At 72.6% G+C, this 22,190-nt stretch carries 18 protein-coding genes and 1 tRNA gene; 9 read left to right on the top strand and 10 right to left on the bottom strand.

The annotated features are described in order from the left end of the window. Positions 1 to 9 precede the first annotated feature (9 nt). The 4 genes from ACULK4_RS11685 to ACULK4_RS11670 form a co-directional block, all read right to left on the bottom strand. Positions 10 to 3,051 carry a hypothetical protein gene (locus ACULK4_RS11685; RefSeq protein WP_445964586.1) on the bottom strand — a complete coding sequence of 1,014 codons (3,042 nt, stop codon included), beginning with the start codon at positions 3,049 to 3,051 and terminating at the stop codon, positions 10 to 12. A gap of 142 nt (positions 3,052 to 3,193) precedes the next feature. Beyond that, complete coding sequence (locus ACULK4_RS11680; RefSeq protein WP_445964585.1) at positions 3,194 to 3,763, bottom strand: hypothetical protein; 570 nt, start codon at positions 3,761 to 3,763, stop codon at positions 3,194 to 3,196. 53 nt (positions 3,764 to 3,816) lie between these two features. Next, positions 3,817 to 5,181: an FAD-binding oxidoreductase gene (locus tag ACULK4_RS11675; protein WP_445964584.1), complete on the bottom strand. Its 1,365-nt coding sequence runs from the start codon at positions 5,179 to 5,181 to the stop codon at positions 3,817 to 3,819. A gap of 21 nt (positions 5,182 to 5,202) precedes the next feature. After that, positions 5,203 to 5,529, bottom strand: a complete 327-nt coding sequence (locus tag ACULK4_RS11670; protein WP_445964583.1) for a Rid family hydrolase — start codon at positions 5,527 to 5,529, stop codon at positions 5,203 to 5,205. A gap of 113 nt (positions 5,530 to 5,642) precedes the next feature. Between ACULK4_RS11670 and ACULK4_RS11665 the strand changes: the two genes are divergently transcribed. Beyond that, on the top strand, positions 5,643 to 6,776 hold the full coding sequence (locus ACULK4_RS11665) for a helix-turn-helix transcriptional regulator (protein ID WP_445964582.1): 1,134 nt from the start codon (positions 5,643 to 5,645) through the stop codon (positions 6,774 to 6,776). Positions 6,777 to 6,808: 32 nt separating this feature from the next. Here the strand turns inward: ACULK4_RS11665 and ACULK4_RS11660 are convergent, their stop codons facing one another. Continuing rightward, positions 6,809 to 7,570: a DedA family protein gene (locus tag ACULK4_RS11660; RefSeq protein WP_445964716.1), complete on the bottom strand. Its 762-nt coding sequence runs from the start codon at positions 7,568 to 7,570 to the stop codon at positions 6,809 to 6,811. A 229-nt stretch (positions 7,571 to 7,799) separates the two neighbouring features. On the opposite strand from ACULK4_RS11660, the gene ACULK4_RS11655 reads away from it, so the two are divergent. Together ACULK4_RS11655 and ACULK4_RS11650 are read left to right on the top strand one after the other, a co-directional pair. Next, positions 7,800 to 8,594 carry a ZIP family metal transporter gene (locus tag ACULK4_RS11655; RefSeq protein WP_445964581.1) on the top strand — a complete coding sequence of 265 codons (795 nt, stop codon included), beginning with the start codon at positions 7,800 to 7,802 and terminating at the stop codon, positions 8,592 to 8,594. Between the two features lie 19 nt (positions 8,595 to 8,613). Continuing rightward, positions 8,614 to 10,263, top strand: a complete 1,650-nt coding sequence (locus ACULK4_RS11650) for a CocE/NonD family hydrolase (RefSeq protein ID WP_445964580.1) — start codon at positions 8,614 to 8,616, stop codon at positions 10,261 to 10,263. A 9-nt stretch (positions 10,264 to 10,272) separates the two neighbouring features. On the opposite strand, the gene ACULK4_RS11645 is transcribed toward ACULK4_RS11650, so the two are convergent. From ACULK4_RS11645 to ACULK4_RS11630, 4 genes are all read right to left on the bottom strand, one after another. Beyond that, positions 10,273 to 10,515, bottom strand: coding sequence for a DUF1653 domain-containing protein (locus ACULK4_RS11645; protein ID WP_445964579.1), 243 nt, complete (start codon positions 10,513 to 10,515; stop codon positions 10,273 to 10,275). A 42-nt stretch (positions 10,516 to 10,557) separates the two neighbouring features. Beyond that, on the bottom strand, positions 10,558 to 12,210 hold the full coding sequence (locus ACULK4_RS11640) for a thiamine pyrophosphate-binding protein (RefSeq protein ID WP_445964578.1): 1,653 nt from the start codon (positions 12,208 to 12,210) through the stop codon (positions 10,558 to 10,560). Positions 12,211 to 12,341: 131 nt separating this feature from the next. Next, positions 12,342 to 12,423 (bottom strand) — tRNA-Leu (locus tag ACULK4_RS11635). Positions 12,424 to 12,456: 33 nt separating this feature from the next. After that, complete coding sequence (locus ACULK4_RS11630) at positions 12,457 to 13,119, bottom strand: hypothetical protein (RefSeq protein ID WP_445964577.1); 663 nt, start codon at positions 13,117 to 13,119, stop codon at positions 12,457 to 12,459. A gap of 117 nt (positions 13,120 to 13,236) precedes the next feature. On the opposite strand from ACULK4_RS11630, the gene ACULK4_RS11625 reads away from it, so the two are divergent. From ACULK4_RS11625 to ACULK4_RS11600, 6 genes are all read left to right on the top strand, one after another. Beyond that, positions 13,237 to 13,533, top strand: coding sequence for a hypothetical protein (locus tag ACULK4_RS11625; protein ID WP_445964576.1), 297 nt, complete (start codon positions 13,237 to 13,239; stop codon positions 13,531 to 13,533). Positions 13,534 to 13,644: 111 nt separating this feature from the next. Beyond that, positions 13,645 to 15,894, top strand: coding sequence for a PAS domain S-box protein (locus ACULK4_RS11620; RefSeq protein ID WP_445964575.1), 2,250 nt, complete (start codon positions 13,645 to 13,647; stop codon positions 15,892 to 15,894). 97 nt (positions 15,895 to 15,991) lie between these two features. Next, the gene (locus ACULK4_RS11615) at positions 15,992 to 18,265 is read left to right on the top strand and encodes a PAS domain S-box protein (protein WP_445964574.1); all 2,274 of its coding nucleotides are present in this window, start codon (positions 15,992 to 15,994) and stop codon (positions 18,263 to 18,265) included. A 4-nt stretch (positions 18,266 to 18,269) separates the two neighbouring features. Then, positions 18,270 to 19,931, top strand: coding sequence for an FAD-dependent oxidoreductase (locus ACULK4_RS11610; protein WP_445964573.1), 1,662 nt, complete (start codon positions 18,270 to 18,272; stop codon positions 19,929 to 19,931). 49 nt (positions 19,932 to 19,980) lie between these two features. Next, positions 19,981 to 20,979, top strand: a complete 999-nt coding sequence (locus tag ACULK4_RS11605; RefSeq protein WP_445964572.1) for a hypothetical protein — start codon at positions 19,981 to 19,983, stop codon at positions 20,977 to 20,979. A gap of 269 nt (positions 20,980 to 21,248) precedes the next feature. Further along, entirely contained in the window at positions 21,249 to 21,380 is a 132-nt protein-coding gene (locus ACULK4_RS11600; RefSeq protein ID WP_445964571.1) for a hypothetical protein, read from the top strand. A 2-nt stretch (positions 21,381 to 21,382) separates the two neighbouring features. On the opposite strand, the gene ACULK4_RS11595 is transcribed toward ACULK4_RS11600, so the two are convergent. Continuing rightward, positions 21,383 to 22,162: a TIGR01458 family HAD-type hydrolase gene (locus ACULK4_RS11595; protein ID WP_445964570.1), complete on the bottom strand. Its 780-nt coding sequence runs from the start codon at positions 22,160 to 22,162 to the stop codon at positions 21,383 to 21,385. Positions 22,163 to 22,190: the final 28 nt, after the last annotated feature.

Genomic DNA, 22,190 nt, shown 5'->3' with positions numbered 1-22,190 from the left:
CGCCGCGTATCAGGGTTCGCCGTCGCCCGGGGGTCGGCCGGGACCTGCCGGCTCCCGCCGCACGTCCGGGTCATCACGCTCACCGTCGGTGAGCATGGCCACGAGCTCGTCGCGGGCGGCGACGTACTGCGTCGTCGACAGGTAGTCGGAGTGCCGCGCGACGGTCCACAGGTACGAGCTCGGCGACCGCTCCGTCGCCCCCCGGTCGATCGGGTCGACGTCAGCGCCGGGCTTGGTGTTCCAGTACGAGAACACGGGGAATCCGAGGTAGTCGGTCCGTCGCCAGAGGTTGCGCCAGCGCGGTGGCCGAGGCTTCTCGGGGTCGCGCAGGTCGCCGCCGAGGTGCTCGACGAGGCTCGGCGGGTCCTGGGGCGATCCGAGCGGAACGAGCGGCGCGGCATCCTCGGCGAGGACCTGTCGCGACCACGGATCCGACCGGAACAGGCTCGGCCCGGAGGTGCCGCGGACGCCGAGCACGCGCCATCCGAAGACCTCGGGGAAGAACCGGCTGAAGTACGCCCGCAGCTGGACCCCGTGCGTGAGGAGGGCGACCCGACGGGTACGGGGACCAGCGGGGGAGGGTTCGCCGTGCTCGTCCTCCTCCGCGAGCGCGAAGATCGCCGCCACGGCGATCGTCGCGCCCATGGAGTGCGCCGAGAGGATCACCTGCGGATCCCGTCCGTCGGCGTATTCGTCGTCGATGAACCGCATCACGCGCTTCTTGACCTCGGGCACGGCACGTTCGGCGTAGCAGGGCGGGCTGAACGGGTGGCCCGCCCGCGGGAAGAACGAGACGATGTCCCAGATCAGCCCGAGCGGGCGCTCGGTCGACGTGACGGCATTGGTGACGACCCAGGCGACCGCGGCGAGCGACGTCAGTCCGAGCGCCCAGCCGGACGCGCCCTTGAGGGACTCCCAGGCCGCGGAGGCCGCCGGTTCACCCGCGGTCCCGCCCGCGCCCCCCTCGAGCAGTTCGCCGAGATACGGGATGCCGAGGAAGACCAGCGCTGCGGCGGTGAGCGCCGCGAGCACGGTCAGCACGGGTTCGCCGCGATGCGCGAGGCCGGCGACGCGGCGGGCCTGCACCACCGAACGCAGTCGCCCGCTGGTGACGTGCTCGGTCTCCGGATAGCGGTCGCGCGGCACCAGGAGCTGTCCGGCATCGTCGCGGGTGCCTCGCCGTGCGCCACCCTCCTCCGGCACGAGTCGCCGCGTCCCGCCGAGGTAGGCGTCGCGGTCCCGCATCCAGGCGGGGGTGCCGGCCGGGAAGCGCAACGTCGGGAGGCTGAACGCCGGGAATCGGCGCAGGGCCGATGCCGCGCCGACGCCGACGATGAGGATCAGGAGCACCAGGATCACGACGAGGAGCGCGGCGAAGCGCTCGTAGAACGCCGGCAGGGGGATGGGAGGCTCGGCCGCGGCATCCGCCGGCGCCTCGGCCGGGAGGAGACGCCAGATGTCCTCCGTGTCGGGATCGCCGGTCTTCGTGGTGAGCCATGCATGCACGCCGAGGACGACCAGGCTCGTGAGCACGAGCGACGAGAACCACGCCGTGAGCAGCATGACCGCGGCGGCGTTGCCGTGCCATCCGGCGAGCCGGTTGCGCTCGCGTTCGCGCGGTTCGAGCAGTTGCGGGAGGTAGGAGACGATCACGGCGAGGGCGACGAGGCCGAGCGCGATGAGCGAGAGCGTCGCGCGGTCCGCGGTCAGGTCGCCGATGCCCAGCTCGGTCCAGCCGAGTTCCGCCCAGCCGACGCAGGCGAGCGCGGAGACGATGAGCAGCCCCGCGACGATCCGGTACACCGGGCGTCGGTACCCCCAGGTGAGGCTCGCGAGCGCGATGAGCGCCCCGACCGCGGCGAGGGCGGTCGGCACGACGACCGCGCCGACGAGCACGTCGTCGTCCGCCCGCGCGCTCGTCCGCTGGGTGAGGATCGCCCACAGCGTCCACCCCGTGTACCCGATCGCGGCGACCCACAGCAGGGCGGTCGCCCAGGCGCGCTTCGTGCGGACCTCGACGCGGGCTCCGCTCATGCCGCCGGCGATCGCCAGGACGACGGCGCCGAGGAGGAGCAGTGCGCCCGCGACCATCGCGACGAACGGGATCGCCGATTCCGGAGCGAGGCTGCCGGGCGGTGTCATGTCGGCGAGCGAGACCGCGCCGTCCGTGCCCATGTGCGCGTCGGTCGCGAGCACCAGCAGCACGAACGCGAGCACCGCTGCGAGGTGGGTGCGCTCGGACAGCTGCGCGGAACGCGTGCCCTGCCAGAACACGGCCGACGACAGCAGCGGCGGCCGCGGCGGCACCTCAGGCGGCATGGGCTCGCTGCGTTCCCGCTCGACTTCGCCGGCCGGTGCGGGGTCCCGATCCTGCTCCTGGTCGAACGAGCGCGCCGGATCGAAGCTGCCGCGTGCGCGCAGCCCCACGAGGTAGAGGAGCAGCAGGACCGCGACGGGCACGATGGCGAGGAGGGCGGATCGGGAGACCGGGCTCCACGACGCGAGCCCGTCCATGAAGCCGGGCAGAGCGGCGCAGACCCGGCCGTTCGTGGGGAAGCATCCCAGCGCGACGAGGTTGACCCCGACGGTGAGCAGCCCCGTGGCGTAGAAGAGCGTCTGCAACAGCGCGAACACGCGGATGGCGCGCGCACCGTCGCCGCCCTCCCAGATCCGCTGCGCCTCGTCGGCGCCCTTGATGTCGCGCCGGCCCCAGTAGGCGAGGTTGCAGAGCCCGAACGGGAGCACGAGCAGCCAGGCGAGGTGCACGAACGCGCGTCCGATGACCGCGAGCGCCGATCCGCCGGAACGCGCCTGGTTGCCCCACGAGTACGCCTCGGTGACGAGGTCGACGCGACCCGGCCGCTTCGCCAGGCGACGCAGCGATCGCATCGGCGTGCGCGGCGTCGTCGCGGTCCTGACCCGCCAGAACGAGCCCTGCTCGTCGCCGGACTTCCGCTCGACGAGCTCGCTCGTCGTGGAGAGGGTCTCGGCGGGCGGGGCGTTCGCCACGCCGTGGATCCGGAGTTCGAGTACCCGTGGCTCGCCGACCATCGCGTCTCCCCCCAGAGCAGATGACGGCCACAGCATAGACCCGCTCGTGGCACTGCGGCAGGCCCACTTCGAGGGCGGAACCGCACACCTGCCGGCGGGCCGCAGCCGAACTGCCGGGCTGCGGCTCGCAGGCCGGCGTGGGTCAGCAGGCGAGGCTGGGGTTGAACGGGGCGTAGATCCCAGCCGGGTTGTGCTTTCCGGTCCACACGTGGAGGTCGTAGTGGACCGGCATGTGCGGGTCGTGCCCGGGCATGGGCCCGTCGAACGGCCGGTCGCCGAGCATCGGGACGGGCTGGCCGACTTCGGGCTCGAAGTACTCCACGCCCCAGAACTCGAGGCCGCCAGAGGGCGACGGGCCGTACATGAGGATGGGCGGGTTCGCGGGGTCGACCGGTGCGCCCGGCGCGACCAGGTCGGAGTTCATGAAGTGGATGCCCATGGCCCCGTCCGGACCGCTCGCGCACTCGTGGGTGCTCTGGTAGCCCTCGGCGAGCGCGACCTCGACATCGTGGAATCGGGCGGTGGCCGCTCGGACCTCGGCGAGCAGTGCCGACTGGCTCGCGCGGAGGGGGCGCTCCGGCGAGCCCGGCTCCGCCGGCTGGGCGGCGGCCGGCAGTGCCGTGGTGCCGGCCGCGAGGAGGGCGAGCATGCCCGCGGCGGCGATGGTGCGACGACGGATGCCGCGGTCGATGGTGGTGCGATGGTGATTCATGTGGTGCTCCTTCGTTCGTTTCGTTGCGGTTCGGACGGTGGGTGCGGACGCGCCTAGCGGCCGATGGGGTGGTTGGCGACCCAGACGCCGGTGGGATCGATCGTCCGGCGCACCTCGCGGAGGCGCGCCCACGCGTCGGCGTCGAACGCCGTCGCGACGTCGATCCCGTGATCGGCGAAGTTGAGGAACGTGCGCGGCGAGGACCAGCGGCCGAGCGCGGCGGTCACCGACTCGGCGGCGGCGGCCCCGGCGGCGGCGATCTCGGGCGTGGGCGCGGGCGCCAGCGCGAACAGCGCGTACGCGGCGTCGAGGCGGTCGAGCGCGCCATCCTGCGGCACCGCGAGCGCGCCGCCGAGGTGGCGCAACTCGGCGAACATCAGCGGGATGTCGACGCCGCGGCCCGCCACGGCGAGGAACGCCTCGATCGCGGTATCCGTCAGCTCGGACACCAGGGCATGGCGACCGACGGACGGCACCGGGCCGGGCGGGTCCATGTGCACCGCGAGCAGCTGCGGCGCCGGGATCCTGGCGAACGTGTCCATCTCGGGGGCGAGCGCACGCAGCGGGGCGAGCAGCTCGGCCGCTCGCTCGTCGCCCTCGAGCACGGCGCCGTCGATGACGACGAGGCTGCGTCCGCTCAGGAACGGCGGCAGCTCGGGCACCGGCGGGAACCGCATGAACCGCAGCGACGTGGTGACCGATTCGGGCAGGTCGGCGGTCCAGGCCGCCCACGCCCGGAGGACGTCCTCCGCGTGCGACAGGTCCCACAGCAGCATCCCGGCGACCACGTCCGCGATGGGCAGCAGGTCGAACTCGAGCGCGACGACGGCGCCGAAGCTGCCCCCGCCGCCCCGGACCGCCCAGAAGAGGTCGGGGTGCTCGTCGGCGCTCGCGCGGACCACCTCGCCCGTGGCGGTCACGAGCTCGACCGCCCGGAGGTGCGATGCGGCGAGCCCGTGCGCACGACCGTAGAACGACAGGCCGCCGCCGAGCGTGTAGCCGGCGACGGCGACGTCGCCCGCACTGCCGTGCACCGCGGTCAGCCCGTGCGGGGCGGCGGCCGCGACCACGTCCTGCCAGAGCGTCCCGCCGAGCACGCGCGCGATCCGCGCCTCGGGATCGATCGTCACGCCGGTCAGCTCGTGCAGGCGCAGCAGCATCACGTCGTCGAGCGGATGGTCGCCGAGCGCGGCGGCACCGTGGCCGGTGCTCTGCGGTGCGATGCGCAGGCCGAGCCTCGCGGCGGTGCCGACGACGCGGGCGACCTCGTCGATCGACCGCGGCACCGCGACCGCGGCGGGACGCTGGGTGACGGCGAGGTTCCACGGCGTGGAGGCCGCCTCGTACCCGGGGTCGCCGGGGAAGTGGAGGGTGCCCGCGTCGCGGAGCGACGGGGCGTCGGTGATCGAGGGGTTCATGGGTTCCTTCTTCGTGGATCTTCAGCGGATTCGGTGGGTGACGGACACGTCGGCGGAGATCGCGACGAGCATGTCGTCGATCCCCAGCCGTACTGCCGGGACGCAGGCGATCGCCGGGGCGACCGCCGCGGCGGCGAAGCGCTCCACGGCGATCTCGACGAGTTCCGCTGCCAGGCGGGCGTCGACCGCGCGCACGCGCACCCCGTCGACGGCCGACAGGTCGAGGCCTCGCTCGCGCAGGGCCGCCTCGAGGCGGACGAGCGCGAGGCAGAGCTGCGCCGTCGCGTCCTCGGCGTGCACGAGGTACCCGTGCTCGTCGACCGGTTCGGTCTCGATCGTGATGGTCACGCACTGAAGCCTGCGATCCGTCCGGCCACGGCGGTATCCCGAGCGACCGGGGAATCGGATCTCCCAGTCATCTGGGATATCGCGTTCGCAGGCGTCCGGCGCATACTGGTGCCGTGACCACCCGCCTGACCGAGGCCCGCGTGCAGGGCGACCTCGACGTGCTGTCTCGCGCGGGACTCAACCTCGACGAGTTCCTGGTCGAGGCGACCGGGTCGGTGCAGCGCGCCGTGCCATGGGTCGGCGCGTGCGTCGGCACGCACGACCCGGCGACGATGATGCTCACCAGCGCCCGCAAGTACGGCGCACTCGTGCGGAACAACGACCACGACCAGCTCTTCGGCATCATCGAGTACGGCTCAGACGAGGCGACCTCGTTCCGGTCGCTCGCCGTGTCGGCGCATCGCGCGATCGGGATGCACGAGACCACCTCGGGCGACCTCGAGCGCTCGGAGCGGATGACGCGGCTCATGCGACCCGTGTACGGCTTCGCCGACGAGGCGCGGCTGCTGTTCCGCGACGCCTCGGGCGTGTGGGGCGCCCTCGCGATCTTCCGCGGCGACGAGGACCCGAGCTTCGCCACCGACGAGGTCGACTTCCTCGGCAGCCTCTCCGAGTCGTTCGCCCGGGGCGTGCGCTCCGGCATGCTCGCGCGACTCGCGACCGGTCACCTGTCGGACCCCGAATCGGTCGGTCCGGCCGTCGTGATCGTCGACGCGCACGACCGCATCTCGCAGATCAGCGTCGGCGCCGAGGAGCGGCTCGACCAGCTGCGCGGCGACGCCCACGGCGGCGATCCGCTCGCCATCGTCAGCTCGCTCGTGAGCGCAGCCCGCCGCTCCCTCGGGACGCCCGGCGCGTCGCTGCCCCGGGCGCGAGTGCGGACCGGCGCCGGCGTCTGGCTCCTGCTGCACGCCTCACCGCTGCGCGGCTCGGACGGCGCAGTCGGCGACGTCGTCGTCACCATCGAGGAGGCGCGACCGCCCGAGATCGTCGCCCTCGTGGTCGCCGCCTTCGGCCTCACGCCGCGCGAACGCGACGTGACCCGCCTGGTGCTGCAGGGCGTCGAGACGAAGGAGATCGCTGCGACGCTGCACGTGTCGGCCTACACCGTGCAGGACCACCTCAAGGCGGTGTTCGACAAGGCCGGCGTACGCAGCCGCCGCGAGCTCATCTCACGCGTGTACTTCGACCAGTACGTGCCGCGCATGGGCGGCGACGTCGCGCCGTCTGGGTGGTTCGCCGAATGAGATGACGGATGCCGCGCGGCATCCGTCACCGCTCAGCGATCGCCGTGCGGCCGCTCGTCGCCGTGGCCGTGGTCGCCGTCGAAGTGCGGCGGGCGGTCGAAGACGTCCGGGTCGAGCACGAGCTCCTCGGCCTCTTCCTCGTCGGTGACCACGTCTTCACCGGCCTTCTCGGCGTGGCGGGCCTTGGCGCGCTCGCGGAAGTAGTGCCAGGCGGTCACGACCGCGGTGCCGCCGACAGCGACGAGCAGGATGACGTCGATGTACTCGCGGACGAGGTAGGCCACGGGAGGGATGAAGCCGATGAGGTAGCCGAACATCGTCAGGCCGAAGCCCCAGATCACGGCGCCGATGAAGTTGTACAGCGAGTACCGCGCGCGCTGCATGTGCCCGACGCCCGCGGCCACCGGCGCGAAGGTGCGCACGATGGGGACGAAGCGGGCGAGGATGATGGTGAGCCCGCCGAAGCGCTCGAAGAACGCGTTGGTGCGTTCGACGTTCTTCACGCTGAAGATGCCGCTCTCCTTGCGTTCGAACACGCGCGGGCCGCCGCGGTGGCCGATCTCGTACCCGACCTCGCCGCCCACGAACGCCGAGAGCCCGATGAGGAGCGCGACGACCCACGCGGCGACGCCGAAGACGCCGTTCGGCAGCGCCGGCGTCGAATGCGCCAGGAGGCCGGAGATGATGAGGAGCGTGTCGCCCGGCAGCAGGAAGCCGACGAGGAGCCCGGTCTCGGCGAACACGATGAAGCAGACCACGAGCAGGGCCCACGGGCCAGCCGCGCCGATGATCATCTCGGGATCCAGCCAGGGGATCAGCGCGGTGTGGATCACGGACGGCTCCTGTCGATGGACGCGGCGGAGGCCGGTCGCGGACGGCGTGGTGTCCGTGCAGTCTACCGAGCGGACCGGGGCGAGTGACCCGTGCTGGCCCGGAGTCCGCCGAGCGGATGACGGCGGGCACATGGGCCCGAGCGGGGTCAAGCGCCTTTCCACGATCCGGAGCTCGCCCGATACTGGGCCCGTGGGCACGGCGCTGCTGTTCGGTGCGGTCGCGTCCAGCGCACTGCTGCTGGGTGCGGTGCTCGGCGTGCGCTTCGAGTTCCCCAAGCGGCTGCTCGCGATCCTGCTCTCGTTCGCCGCGGGCGCGCTCATCACGGCGCTCGCGTTCGAGTTGTTCGAGGACGCGTATGAGCAGGGCGGCATCGTCCGCGCCGCGCTCGGGCTCTTCGTCGGCGCTGCGGTCTTCACCGGCCTGAGCGCGCTGCTCGACCGGTGGGCCCAGCCGGGGCGGCGCTCGAAGCCCGCCGACGAGGTCGAGGGCAGCGTCAAGCTCGACACGGACGCAGCGGCATCCGATCGAGGACCGACCTCGGCGTCGACGCGGGGCGCGGCGGGGCTGGCGCTGCTCGCCGCGGTCACGCTCGACGGCGTGCCCGAGAACCTCGCGCTCGGGGTGTCCCTCGGGTCGGCCGGGTCCGGCGGGCTCGCGCTGCTCGCCGCGATCTTCGTGTCGAACCTGCCCGAGGCGCTCGTCGGCGCGTCGTCGATGCGAGCCCAGGGTCGCTCGACCGCGGCCATCCTCGGTCTCTGGGCCGGCTGCGCCGCGCTCCTGGTGGTCGCGGTCCTCGTCGGCGCCGGACCGCTCGCCAACACCGACCCGGAGACCATCTCGCTGCCGCTCGCCTTCGCCGCGGGCGCCGTGATCGCGTCGCTCGCCGACACCCTCATGCCCGAGGCGTACGAGCACGGCGGACCCGCGGTGGCGCTCAGCACCGCCGCGGGGTTCGTGCTGTCGTTCGTGCTCTCGCTCGCCTGACCCACCGAAAGGACCGCCGATGTCGTCGACTCCGTACCTGTTCCGTCCGCCGCGCAGCACGCCGGAATCACGCGGCGGCCGGCCGCCGGAACCGCGCACCGAACACGTCGACGGGATGATCATCGAGCGCGACGTCACGGTGTCGACGGAGGCCGGGCGCACGGTGATCGCCGACGTCTACCGCCCGGACGGCGGCACGCCCGTGCCCGCCATCATCGCGTGGTCGCCGTACGGCAAGCACAACCCGGCGCCGATCGGCGTGATCTACCCCGAGAGCGGCGTGCGCCCCGAGGACATGGGCCCGAGGACCACGTTCGAGGCTCCCGATCCCGACTACTGGATCCCGCACGGCTACGCGCTCGTCATCGCCGACATCCCCGGGACCTGGTACGCGAAGGGACCCGCGACGTACTGCTCGCCGGAGGAGGCCGAGGACTTCCGCGACCTCATCGAGTGGGCCGGCACGCGCGAGTGGAGCAACGGCAGGGTCGGACTCTCCGGCGTCTCGTACCTCACGGTGTCCCAGTGGCGCGTCGCGGAGCTGAACCCGCCGCACCTGGCCGCCATCAACCCGTGGGAGGGGTGGTCCGACACGTACCGCGAGGTCGCCCGGCACGGCGGCATCCCGGAGACCTCGTTCTGGCCGTACATCTGGGAGCGCTGGGGAGCGAGCACGGGCGCGATCGAGGACCTCGAGGCCGAGAACGCCGCGCATCCGCTCTTCGACGACTTCTGGGAGTCCAAGGCCGCCCGGCTCGAGTCCATCCGGGTGCCGGCGTGGGTGGTCGGCAGTTGGTCGGACCAGGGGCTGCACAGTCGAGGCACCTTCGAGGGCTTCCGACGCATGGGATCGTCGCAGAAATGGCTCGACATCCACGGGCGCAAGAAGTGGGCCGAGTACTACCGGCCCGAGAACGTCGAGCGACAGCGGCAGTTCTTCGACCGATTCCTCAGGGGCGTCGACAACGGGTGGGAGGACCGTCCGACGGTGCAGTACGAGGTGCGGGAGTCGTACGACCGCGGCGACGTCGCCGGCGCAGAGGCGTGGCCGATTCCGGCGGTGCGGTACGCGTCGCTGCACCTCGGCGAGCGAGGGGCGCTCACCGAGACGGAACCGGATGCGGAGTCCGTCGTCGAGTACGACGGCCTCGGGAGCGGGATCGGCGCGCACCGCGTGCAGTTCGAGCACACGTTCGCGCAGCGCACGGTCATCGTCGGGCACGCGACCGCCGAGCTCGCGGTCTCCGCTCCGGATGCCGACGACATGGACCTGTTCCTCGGGCTGTTCAAGCGCGGCACCGACGGCGAGGTCGTCGGGTTCGCGCACTACGCGCAGTTCGAGGACGGACCCGTCGCCCTCGGGTGGCTGAGGGTCACCCACCGCGAGCTGGATCCGGAACGGTCCGAAGCCTTCCTGCCCGTGCTCGCCCACCGGCGGGCGCTGCCGATGGAGGCCACCGGGCCGACCCGGGTGACCATCGAGATCCTCCCCTCCGGCACCGTCTTCGAAGCGGGGGAGTCCCTCGTGCTGGTGGTGCAGGGCACCGACATCATGGAATACCCCGCGCTCGTCTACGCGCGCCACCACGACTCGGTGAATCGGGGGCGGCAGCGGGTGCACCTGGGAGGCGCCCATCCCTCGCGACTCGTCCTGCCGTACCTGGACTGACGTCGGCCCTCAACCGGCGCGGTCGACGATCCGGCGGAACCTCGGCACCGTGCGCCCCTCATGTTCGACGGTCTCGGCGAACATCCCGGCCGGCCGCACCCACTTGCCGTGGTCGCCGTAGAGCTGCCGGTAGACCACGACCCACTCCTCGGTCTCACTGTGCCGCGCGGTCGTCAGCACCTCGTAGCGGGCGCCCCTGTGGTGCTCGTAGACGCCGGGTTCGATCGGCGGCGGCTGGTTCGGGTCGGTCACGAGCCCATGGTACGGATGCCGCCGCGAGGACCCCCCGGTCGCTCAGCGGTTCGCGTGCAGGATCTCGCGCTGGTACGGCGCCACGACACGGTCGGACACGCGGCAGTCGAGCAGGAGGAAGCGGCGGTCCGCGACCGGCTCGGCCGCCCACGCGGCGACGCGGTCGAGGTCGGCGAGCTCGTGCACGACGACGGCTTCGGCGCCGACCGCCGCGGCGAGCCCCGCGAAGTCGACCTCGGGGATTCGCATCGGCCCCTCGGCGAGGCCCTTGGCGCCGTAGACGTGCACCTCCGCGCCGTAGACCGCGTCGTTCCAGACGACGGCGATCCCGCGGCCCGCCGCCGTGCGCACCGCGGACTCGAGGTCGGCGAGCGCCATGAGCCCGCCCCCGTCGCCGGTGGTGAGCACGATCGTGGCATCCGGGTTCGCGGCGGCCGCGCCGGGCACGCTCGGGAAGCCGAGCCCGATCGACTGGAACGCCGTGCCGACCATGATCATCCGGTCGGGCGACGCGACGGGCCAGTACATGTTCGCCCAGCCGATGAAGTGCCCGCCGTCGGAGACCACGACGCGGTCCTCGGGCAGCAGCTCGGCCAGGCGCGCGGCGACCGAGCGCGGGTCGAGCCGGCCGTCCCCGGCCACGCCGGTGCCGGGGTCGTGGCGAACGGATGCCGCGACATCCACTCGCTCGCGCCAGCCCGACGCCGAGGCGTCGATGCGACGCACGTCCTCGACGAGGGCCTCCGCGACGAGCCGTGCGTCACCCCTGAGGTAGGCGCCGACGTGCGGATGCGTCGCGGTCGGCGCCGTGTCCACCTGTGCGACATGCCCGCCCGGTCCGAAGAGCTCGCCGAACCGCATCGTGAACTGGTTGAGCGAGGCGCCGAAGACGACGGCGACATCGGCCTGCCGCACGAGCTCCATCGCCGCCTCCGCGCCGAATCCGCCGGCGACGCCGAGGTCGTACCGCGCGTCGGGGAAGATGCCGCGTCCGAGCGCGGTGGTCGCGGTGAGCGCGCCGGTCGCCGCCGCGAGCTCGCCGAGGGCCGGGCCGGCGCCGGCGAGCCAGGCGCCCCGCCCGGCGAGCAGCACCGGGCGCTGCGCATCGGCGAGACGCCCGGCGAGGTCGGCGATCGCCCGCTCGACGAAGTCCCCGGCCGGCGTCAGCGGCGCAGGAAGCCGCAGCGGCACCGTCTCGGGAACCTCGCCCGCCTCGAACGACGCCACGTCGTAGGGGATGGCGAGCACCGTCGGCACCCCGTACGCGAGCGCATGCTCGATGGCGATCACGGTGGTGGCCGCGGCATCCGTTCGCCCGACCGTGTACGTGCGCGCGCCGACGGCCGACGCGAGCGCGATCTGGTCGACGCCCCACGGCCGCGGGCCCGACGTGGGCTCGTCGCCGACGACGAGCACGAGCGGCACGCCCGCCTGCACGGCTTCGGCGAGCCCGGTGAGCGCGTTGGTGAACCCGGCGCCGTACGTGGCGGTCGCGGCGGCGAGCCGGCCCGACGCGCGGAAGTGGGCGTCGGCCGCGACGACGCCGCCGACCTCGTGGCGGACGGCGACGAACGCGGCATCCGTCCCGCGCTCGAGCGCATCGAGGAACCAGGCGTTGCCGTTGCCCATCACCCCGAAGACGTGGTCGACGTGGGCGGCGAGGGTGCGGGCGACGTGCGCGGAGACCGTGGGCATGGCGAGGCCTTTCGAGACGGGACGGATGCGTGGATTCCGTATGTGTCTCGCGAGGGCCGGGCCGCCCGGTCGCTTCGTGCCCATTTTCCGAGCACCGGCGCCTCGGGGCGCCTGGACAGCAGCGAGTCTAGTGCGGAAGGTGGGACTTGAACCCACACGCCCGAAGGCACAGGAACCTAAATCCTGCGTGTCTGCCGATTTCACCACTCCCGCGAGTGCCCGATCATTCTAGGCGGCGGCTCGCGCTCACCGTGCGGGCGGCGTCGGGGTCCCGAGCCGGGCGAACAACCGCATCCTCCGCTCCATCGCCTCGGCGTCGGAGGGCAGGTCCCAGAGGTACACCTGCTCGGACGGCGCGTAGCGGAGGGTGCGGGCCGAGGTCACGACTTCGATCTCGTCGTGCTCGACGCCGAACAGGTCGGCGCCGGTGTACGCCGTCGCCCGGATGATCGTGCCGAGGGATTCGCCGGTCTCCGTCGCGAGCACGCGCCCCGCATGCCGGGCTCGGAGGCCGCGGGCGGAGATGCGCTTCAGCGGGCGCGCTTCGGTGCCCGTGATGTTCGGCCAGCACACCCGGCAGCTCCGCGGGTGCGTCATCGAACGCGCACGCTCTCGCGTGAGGAGCGCGGGAAGCGGGATCCGGTACTCCCGATCGTCGGTCAGCCGGCGGCGGTGCTCCTCCGTCCAGCGTGCCCGCCGGTCGAGCGCGGGCTCGAGCGCCGGGCACTCCAGGCGGTGGAGGGTCTCGTCTCGCCGGCCCACCCGCGTGATCGCGAACTCGGCACCGTCGTCGAAGGCCCGACGCAGTGCGTCGAGCTCGTCGGCGACGATCCGCTCGACCAGTGCGTCGGTGTCGTGGGTCGTCGCGTCGCCGATCGTGTCGGGTTCCGCCGTTCCGGATGTCGCCATCCGTCCTCCGTTCCTCGTCGTCCCCCGAGAGCAGGTGCTCGGGTCGAACGTACCCGGCGGGGCGGTCGGTTCCGCGCAGCGGCGCGACGTGTCCTGCAGATGCGGTTGACTGGTCGCATGGTGCAGCGGCCTGAGGACGGAGCCGCCCGCGGCCGCGCGCTGCGATGGTTCGGCACCGTGTCGCCCGCTGCCGTGATCGGCGCGCTGCTCGCGGTGCTGTCCCTCGCGCTGCCGGCGCTGTGGGCGCTCGGCGTCGCCGCGGTCGCGATCGCCCTCGGTGTCATCGGCCGCCGGCAGTTCCGGGCCGACCCGTCGACGGGCCCCGGGTGGATCTCGCTCGCCGCGATCGCGCTCGGCGGGTTCGTGTTCGTCAGCCAGGGGATCCTCCTGCTCGTCGCGACGATCGGCAACTGACGCCGCGGCAGGCTCGCGCCGCGCCATCCGTCGCCTCTGGCCCCGGGTCGGGCGCGTCGCTACCCTGACGAGTGGACCGTCCGATGCGGCGCAGCGGGGGAGGTGGTGCTCGTGGGCGACCGCGGAGTGATCCTCGTCGTCTCCGACGACGCCCGCGCGTTCGGCGAGCTCCGCGGCATCCTCGACGCCGACACGTACGCGGTGGTCCACGCCGAGGGTGATGTGTCGCACGCGAGCGCGGCGCTCGCCGGGTCACCGGATCTCATCGTCGTCGACACCGAGCTCGCCCGCATGGACCCCTTCGGGCTGGTCGACGACCTGCATCGCGCCGGCCAGGCCCGCGACCTGCCGGTCATCTTCATGGCCCCCGAGACCGACGTCGAGCACCGCGTCCGCAGCCTCGAGGCCGGCGACGACCTCATCTCGACCCCGCTCGATCCACGCGAAGTGCTCGCGCGCATCGAACGCCAGGTGACGGTGTCCAAGGTTCGGATGGCGCTCAGGGAGTCCGAGGCGAAGTTCCGGTCGGTCATGGAATCGGCCATCGACGCGATCATCTCCGCCGACCATGAGGGCGTCATCCGCAGCTGGAACAGTGCGGCGACCGCGCTGTTCGGTCACACCGAGGCCGAGGCGGTCGGCCGGAAGCTCGAACTGATCATCCCCGAGCGGTTCCGCGACCTGCACCGCACCGGCATCCGTCGCGTCACGGGCGGCGGCGAGACGCACGTGATCGGCTCGACCGTGGAGGTCGCGGCGCTCCGGCGCGACGGCACCGAGTTCCCCGTCGAGCTGTCGCTCGCGACCTGGTTCCTCGACGAGGACCGCTACTACACGGGCATCATCCGCGACATCAGCGAGCGCAAGCAGGCCGAGCAGAAGTTCCGCTCGGTCACCGAGTCCGCTATCGACGCGATCATCTCCGCCGACCACACGGGCCGGATCGTGTCGTGGAACTCCGCCGCGACGCGCATCCTCGGCCACACCGAGGAGGAGGCGGTCGGGCAGAAGCTCGAGCTCGTCATCCCCGAGACCTACCGCGACCAGCACCGCACCGGCATCCGTCGCTATACCGAGACCGGCGAGGCGCACGTGATCGGATCCACCGTCGAGCTGTCGGCGCTGACGAAGGCGGGCGCGGAGATCCCGATCGAGCTGTCGCTGTCGACATGGACCGTGCACGAGGACCGCTACTACACGGGCATCATCCGCGACATCGGCGAGCGCAAGGCCGCAGAGGAGGCGCTGCGGCAGAGCGAGCAGGAGCTCAGGGAGCGCGGCGAGGAGCTGCGGAGGAAGAACGCCGCCCTCGAGGAGACGCTCGACCAGATCAGCCGGATGCAGGACCAGCTGATCCTGCAGGAGAAGATGGCCTCGCTCGGCAAGCTCAGCGCCGGGATGGCGCACGAGCTCAACAATCCCGCCTCAGCAGCGCAGCGCGGCGCGGTGCAGGCCGAGACCGTGTTCGCCAAGCTGCAGGAGGCCCAGCTGCAGCTCGGCCGGCTCGGGCTGTACGGTGCGAAGCTCGACCGCCTCCGCGAACTCGACCGTCGTGCCGCGGAGCGTGCGCGCGACCCGGCGCAGCTCGACGCGATCACGCGCAGCGACCGCGAGGCGGAACTCGAGGATTGGCTCGACGCACGCGGCATCCGCTCGGCATGGGAGCTCGCTCCTGCGTTGGTGAGCCTCGGCTACACCCGCGAGGGCCTCGACGAACTCGAGACCGCGTTCGACGCCGAGGAGCTCGTCGTGGTCGTCGAGTGGCTGGGCCTGAAGTTCCTCATCTACAACCTGCTCTCCGAGGTGGCGGTCGGCACGACCCGCATCGTGGAACTCGTCAAGGCGCTGAAGACCTACACCTACATGGACCAGGCTCCCGTGCAGGACGTCGACGTCCGGGAGGGACTCGACAACACGCTCATCGTGCTGCACAGCAAGCTCAAGCGGAGCGTGAACGTGGTGCGCGAGTACGACGCCGACCTGCCCGCGATCCAGGCGTACGCGGGCGAGCTGAACCAAGTGTGGACGAACCTCATCGACAACGCCATCGACGCGATGGGCGGCAGCGGAACGCTGACGATCCGCGCCCGGCGCGCGGGCGACGACGTGGAGGTGGAGATCGAGGACGACGGTCCCGGCATCCCGCCGGACCTCCTCACGAAGCTGTTCGACCCGTTCTTCACCACCAAGCCGCAGGGGGAGGGCACGGGCCTCGGCCTGCCGATCTCGCGCAACATCGTCGTGAAGAAGCACCACGGCGAGGTCGCGGTCGAGTCCGAGCCGGGCCGAACCCGGTTCACCGTGCGCCTGCCGATCGACCTCGCGCCGTCCGGGGCAGCCGAGGGAGCCGAGGGGGCCTGAGCCGTGGCCGAGCCGTCGCCTCTGGCCCCGCGGCGAGCGCGTCGCTACTCTTGCGGTGAGCCGACCTTGGTGCGATGCAGCGAGGGGAGGTGGACTCGTGGGTGATCGCGGGGTGATCCTCGTCGTCTCCGACGACGCCCGCGCGGCCGGCGACCTCCGCGGGATCCTCGACGAGGACGGCTACGCCGTCGTGGCCGCCGACGGCGATGCCGCGCACACGCGGGCCGCGCTCGCCGGAGCGCCCGACCTCATCGTCGTCGACACGTCGCTCGGCCACACCGATCCGTTCGACCTCGTCGCCCGACTGCATCAGGCGGGTTTCGCGCGCGACCTGCCCGTGGTGTTCATGGCGCCCGAGTCCGACATCGAACGGCGCGTGCGAAGCCTCCAGGCCGGTGACGACCTCATCTCGACGCCGCTCGACCCGCGCGAGGTCGTGACCCGCATCGAGCGGCAGGTCACGGTCTCGAGGTCGCGGACGGCGCTTCGCGAGTCCGAGGCGAAGTTCCGGTCGGTCATGGAGTCGGCGACCGATGCGATCATCTCCGCGGACGCCGAGGGGGTCATCCGCAGCTGGAACAGTGCCGCCGCCGTCCTCTTCGGGCACACCGAGACCGAGGCGGTCGGTCGGAGGCTCGAGCTCATCATCCCGGAGCGGTTCCGCGACCGGCACCGCACCGCCATCCGCCGAGTCAGCGCCGGCGGGGAGACCCACGTGATCGGGTCGACCGTCGAGCTGGCGGCGCTCCGCAAGGACGGCACGGAGTTCCCGATCGAGCTCTCGCTCACGACCTGGTTCCTCGACGACGACCGCTACTACACGGGCATCGTCCGCGACATCAGCGAGCGAGTGCAGGCCGAGCAGAAGTTCCGCTCGGTCACCGAGTCCGCGATCGACGCCATCGTCTCCGCCGACGACACGGGCCGGATCGTGTCGTGGAACTCCGCCGCGACGCGCATCCTCGGCCATACCGAGGAGGAGGCGCTCGGGCAGAAGCTCGAACTCATCATCCCCGAGCGGTACCGCGACCAGCACCGCACCGGCATCCGTCGCTACACCGAGACCGGCGAGGCGCACGTGATCGGATCCACCGTCGAGCTGTCGGCGCTGACGAAGTCCGGCGCCGAGATCCCCGTCGAGCTCTCGCTGTCGACATGGACGGTCGGCGACGATCGCTACTACACGGGCATCATCCGCGACCTCGGCGAGCGCAAGGCCGCCGAGGAGGCGCTCCACCGGAGCGAGGAGGAGTTCCGCGCGAAGGAGGCGGAGTTCCGCACGAGGAACGCCGCCCTCGAGGAGACCCTGCGCCGGATCGGGACCATGCAGGACCAGCTGGTCCTGCAGGAGAAGATGGCGGCGCTCGGCAGGCTCAGCGCGGGCATGGCGCACGAGATGAACAACCCCGCCTCCGCCGCACAGCGGGGCGCGTCGCAGGCCGTCACGGTGTTCGCGAAGTTGCAGGGGGCCCAGATCGAGCTCGGCCGCCTCGGCCTCTACGGCACGCGGCTCCAGAAGCTCCGCGAACTCGACGCGCTCGCCGCGGCCTGCGCGAACGAACCGCTCGAACTCGGTGCGGTGGAGCGCAGCGACCGGGAGGCCGAACTCGAGGAGTGGCTGGACGCGCACGACGTGCCCTCGGGCGGCGACCTGGCGGCGTCGCTCGCGAGCCTCGGCCTGGTTCGCACCGATCTCGACGCGCTCGGCGGCGTCTTCGGCGGCGAGGGACTGCCCGTGGTCGTGGAATGGCTCGGGCTCAAGTCGTCGGTCTACGCGCTGCTCTCGGAGATCGCGGTGGGGACGAACCGCGTCGTCGAGCTCGTGAGGGCCCTGAAGAACTACACGTACATGGACCAGGCGCCCGTGCAGGACGTCGACGTGCGGTCCGGGCTCGACAACACGCTCGTGATCCTGCACAACAAGCTCAAGGACGGTGTGACGGTGGTGCGCGCGTACGACACCGACCTGCCCTCGATCCACGCGTACGCGAGCGAGCTGAACCAGGTGTGGACGAACCTGATCGACAACGCCATCGACGCGATGGGCGGCAGCGGCACCCTGACGATCCGCGCACGCCGGGTGGGTGACTGGATCGAGGTGCAGTTCGAGGACGACGGGCCGGGCGTGCCCCCCGAGATCCGCTCGAAGCTGTTCGATCCGTTCTTCACGACGAAGCCGCCGGGGCAGGGCACCGGCCTGGGCCTCGCGATCTCGCGGAACATCGTCGTCAAGAAGCACGGCGGCGAGTTCGACCTCGAGTCGCGACCCGGGTGCACCCGGTTCACGGTGCGGTTGCCGATCGGCCGGGCACCGGGCGACGACGGCGAGGACGACGAGCCGGATGACGCCTGGCGGACGGAGGAGGAGTGATTCCATGGTGAAGCCGGTCATCATGACCGTCGACGACGAGCCGCAGGTGCTCAACGCGGTCGCGCGCGACCTGCAGGCCCGCTACCGCGAGGACTACCGGATCGTGAAGGCCGGCTCCGGGCAGGAGGCCCTCGATGCGATCGCGGAGTTCGAGCGGCGCAGCACCCCCGTCGCGCTCTTCGTCGTCGATCAGCGGATGCCCGGCATGTCGGGCACCGAGTTCCTCACCGAGGCGATCAAGCACTATCCCGAGGCCAAGCGGGTGCTGCTGACGGCGTACGCCGACACGGATGCCGCGATCACGAGCATCAACGCCATCGACCTCGACTACTACCTGCTGAAGCCGTGGGATCCGCCCGACGAGCGCTTCTATCCCGTGCTCAACGACCTGCTCGACGACTGGGTCGCGAACACGCCGCCGGTGTACGAGGGCATCCGCGTGGCGGGCACCCTGTGGTCGCCGACGACGCACGCCGTGAAGGACTTCCTCGCCCGGAGCCAGATCCCGTACCAGTGGCTCGACATCGAGAAGAACCCCGGCGCACGAGAGCTCGTCGAGGCGACCACGCCGGGCAGCACCCGGCTGCCGGTGGTGTTCCTGCCCGACGGCACGGTGCTCGCGTGCCCCGACCTGCATGAACTCGCCGACCGGATCGGCCTTCGCGCGCCGCCGCAGGCGCCGTTCTACGACCTCGTCGTGATCGGGGCCGGGCCGGCGGGGCTCGCCGCGGCGGTGTACGGCGCGTCCGAGGGCCTGCGCACCGTCGTGGTCGAGCGCGAGGTGCCCGGCGGCCAGGCGGGGACGAGTTCGCGCATCGAGAACTACCTCGGGTTCCCGCACGGCATCAGCGGCGCCGACCTCGCCCGGCGCGCGGTCACCCAGGCGAAGCGGCTCGGCGCCGAGATCCTCAGCCCGCAGACCGTCACGGGCCTGCGCGTCGAGGACTCGTACAAGATCGTCACGCTCGACGACGGCAGCGAGCTCCGCTCGCGCGCGGTCGTGCTCGCCACCGGCGTCGACGCGCGCACGCTCGGCATCCCCGGCGAGGAGCGGCTCAACGGGGCATCCGTCTACTACGGCGCGGCCGCCAGCGAGGCGGTGAGCTACGCCGGATGCGACGTGGTCGTCGTCGGCGGCGCGAACTCGGCCGGGCAGGGCGCGATGTTCCTGTCGCGGTACGCCGCCCACGTGACAGTGCTCGTGCGCGGCGAGTCGCTCGCGCGGAGCATGTCGCGGTACCTCATCGACCAGATCGAGGCGACGCCGAACATCACGGTGCGTCCGCACGCGCAGGTGACCGCGCTCGAGGGCGAGTCGCGGCTGACGTCGCTGACCGTGCGCGACACGGTGACGGGCGCCGAGGAGCAGCTGCCGGCCGACGCGATGTTCGTCTTCATCGGCGCCGTGCCCGGCTCGGAGCTGGTGCGCGACCTCGTGGAGCTCGACGACGGCGGGTTCGTCATCACCGGGCAGGACCTCGTCCTCAACGGCCGCCGCCCGCCCGGGTGGACGCTCAAGCGCGACCCGTTCATCCTCGAGACGAGCGTGCCCGGCATCTTCGCCGCGGGCGACGTGCGCCACGACGTGATGCGCCGCGTCGCGTCGGCGGTCGGGCAGGGTGCGGTCGTGCTGAGCGTCGTGCACAAGTACCTCGAGACGGTCTGAGCCGGTCAGCGGATGCCCGGGCGGCATCCGTTCGCGCCATGATGGGGCGATGGCGACCGACGGGCTGACCGAGGCGGCCGACGCGCTGTACGCGCTCGTGCCCGAGGAGTTCACGGCCGCGCGGAACGCGCGCGCGGCCGACGCCAGGACGTCCGATCCCGCGCTGGCGAAGCGGATCACGGGCCTGCGGCGTCCGTCGCCTGCGGCGTGGATCGTGAACCGGCTCGCACGGGAGCACCCGGAGGAGCTCGGCGACCTCGTCGGCCTCGGTGGCGAACTCGCCGACGCGCAGGCCTCGGGCGACGGCCGGGCGCTGACGGCGCTCGGGTCGGAGCGGCGGCGGGCGGTCGGCGACCTGCTGCGGCAGGCGTCGGCGCTCGCGGATGCCGCGGACCGCTCGCCGTCACGCGCGGTGCTGGACGAGGTCGAACGCACGCTCGTGGCAGCGACCGTGTCCGCCGAGGCGGGCGCGGCCGCGCGGTCGGGACGGCTGGTGCGGGCCCTGCAGGCGGTGGGGTCCGAGGTCGACGTGGCCGGCGCGGTCGCAGGCCAGGTCGCGGCGGGCGGTGCCGCCGGGTCGGCGCGTTCTGGCCGGCGAACGTCGGCCGGAGGTGCGGCGGGGCGTCGAGCGGATGCCGCTGGCGAGGCGAGTCCTGCCGAGGCGGCCCCCGACGAGGCGGGCGACCGGGCCGCCGACCGCCGCGACCGTGCCGCCGCGAAGGCGGAGTCGGAGTCGCGGGCCGCCGCCGCTCGTCGCCTCGCCGAGGCCGAGGCCGAGGTGGCGGCAGCGAGGGACCGCTTCGCGACGGCCGAGGACGCGCGCGCCGAGGCCGCCGCCGCGATGGAGTCCGCGACGGGACGCGTCGCCGCCCTGCACGCCGAACGCGACGAGCTCGAGGAACGCCTCGACCGGGTCCGCGAGGAACTCGCCGAGGCCGAGCGCGATGCCCGCGCCGCGACCCGTGAGCGGGAGTCGGCGGCGCACGCGGCCGACCGTGCGAGCGCCGACCTCGACGCGGCTGAGGCCGCCGCCGCACGCCTCGCCTGAACGCACTCGCCCGGCGCGTGCGCCCGTCGCCGGTCGGACGTGGGGCTACCGTGCTCGCCGACGCGGCATCCGGCAGCGACGGTCAAGCCCCGCGACCGCCGTGCCGCGCCGGGTAGCCTCCCGGCGAAGGGGGTCGACGATGACCGAACACATCGAGGCCTGCGCCCGGCTGGAGCGCGAGTGGCCGTCGGGCGTGAAGGCCGCCGTGCTCGTGGTGGCCGGGGCGTCCGCGCTCGTGCACGTCAGCGGGATCCAATTCACTCTGCCCGGTGTCGATGGCGGCGCTGGTGCTCGCCGAGATCGCCGCGCCCGAGATCGGACGCCGAACCCGCTTCTGGCTGACCGCGCTCGCGATCCTGGGCCTCGTGCTCGCGACGGGCCGCATCCTGACCGCCATGTGACCTCAGCGCTCGGCGAGCCAGCCGGGCAGGTCGGCGATCGAGTCGAGCACGGCATCGGGCCGGATGTCGCCGTCGAGGTCGGCGGGCGTGAACTTGCCCGTGCGCACGAGCACGCCCGTGAGGCCGGCGCGCTGCGCGCCCTCGACGTCGGTGCGGAGGTCGTCGCCCACCATCACCACGTCGGCCGGATCGACGTCGAGCGCGGCGACGGCCGTGCCGTAGAACGCCGCGTCGGGCTTGCCGAGCACGACGGCCTCGCGCCCCGTGGCGTACTCGAGGGCGCGCACGTAGCCGCCGACGTCGAGCCGCAGCCCGTCGGGCGCCCGCCAGTACCGGGTGAGCCCGAGCGCGACGAGCGGTGCGGCCGGGTTCGCCATGAGCAGCCGGAACGCGCGGTTCAGGGTCGCGAAGTCCCATGCCTCGCCGAGGTCGCCGAGCACCACGGCGCCGGCGCCCTCGTCGACGGATGCCGCGAGCGGCTCGAACGCCGCGAACTCCTCCGCCGTGGCATCCGGGACGAAGAGCGCGGGCCGCTCGATGCGCTCCCGGCGGAGCCATTCGGCGGCGGCGACCGCCGGGGTGAGGAGGTGCGAGGCGTCGGTCGCGACGCCGAGCCGGGCGAGCTTCTCGACGATCGCGCTCCTGGGGCGCGAGGTCGTGTTGGTGAGGAACCGGAACGGGATGCCGTCGGCCTCGAGGCCGGCCACGGTCTCGACCGCGCCCGGCACCGCCTCGTCGCCCACGTAGACGACGCCGTCGAGGTCGAGCAGCACGCCCGTCATGCGTCCATCATGCTCTCGACGGCGGTCG

The organism is Agromyces selenitireducens (genome assembly GCF_052748465.2).
This window is presented reverse-complemented; position numbering and strand designations above follow the sequence as displayed.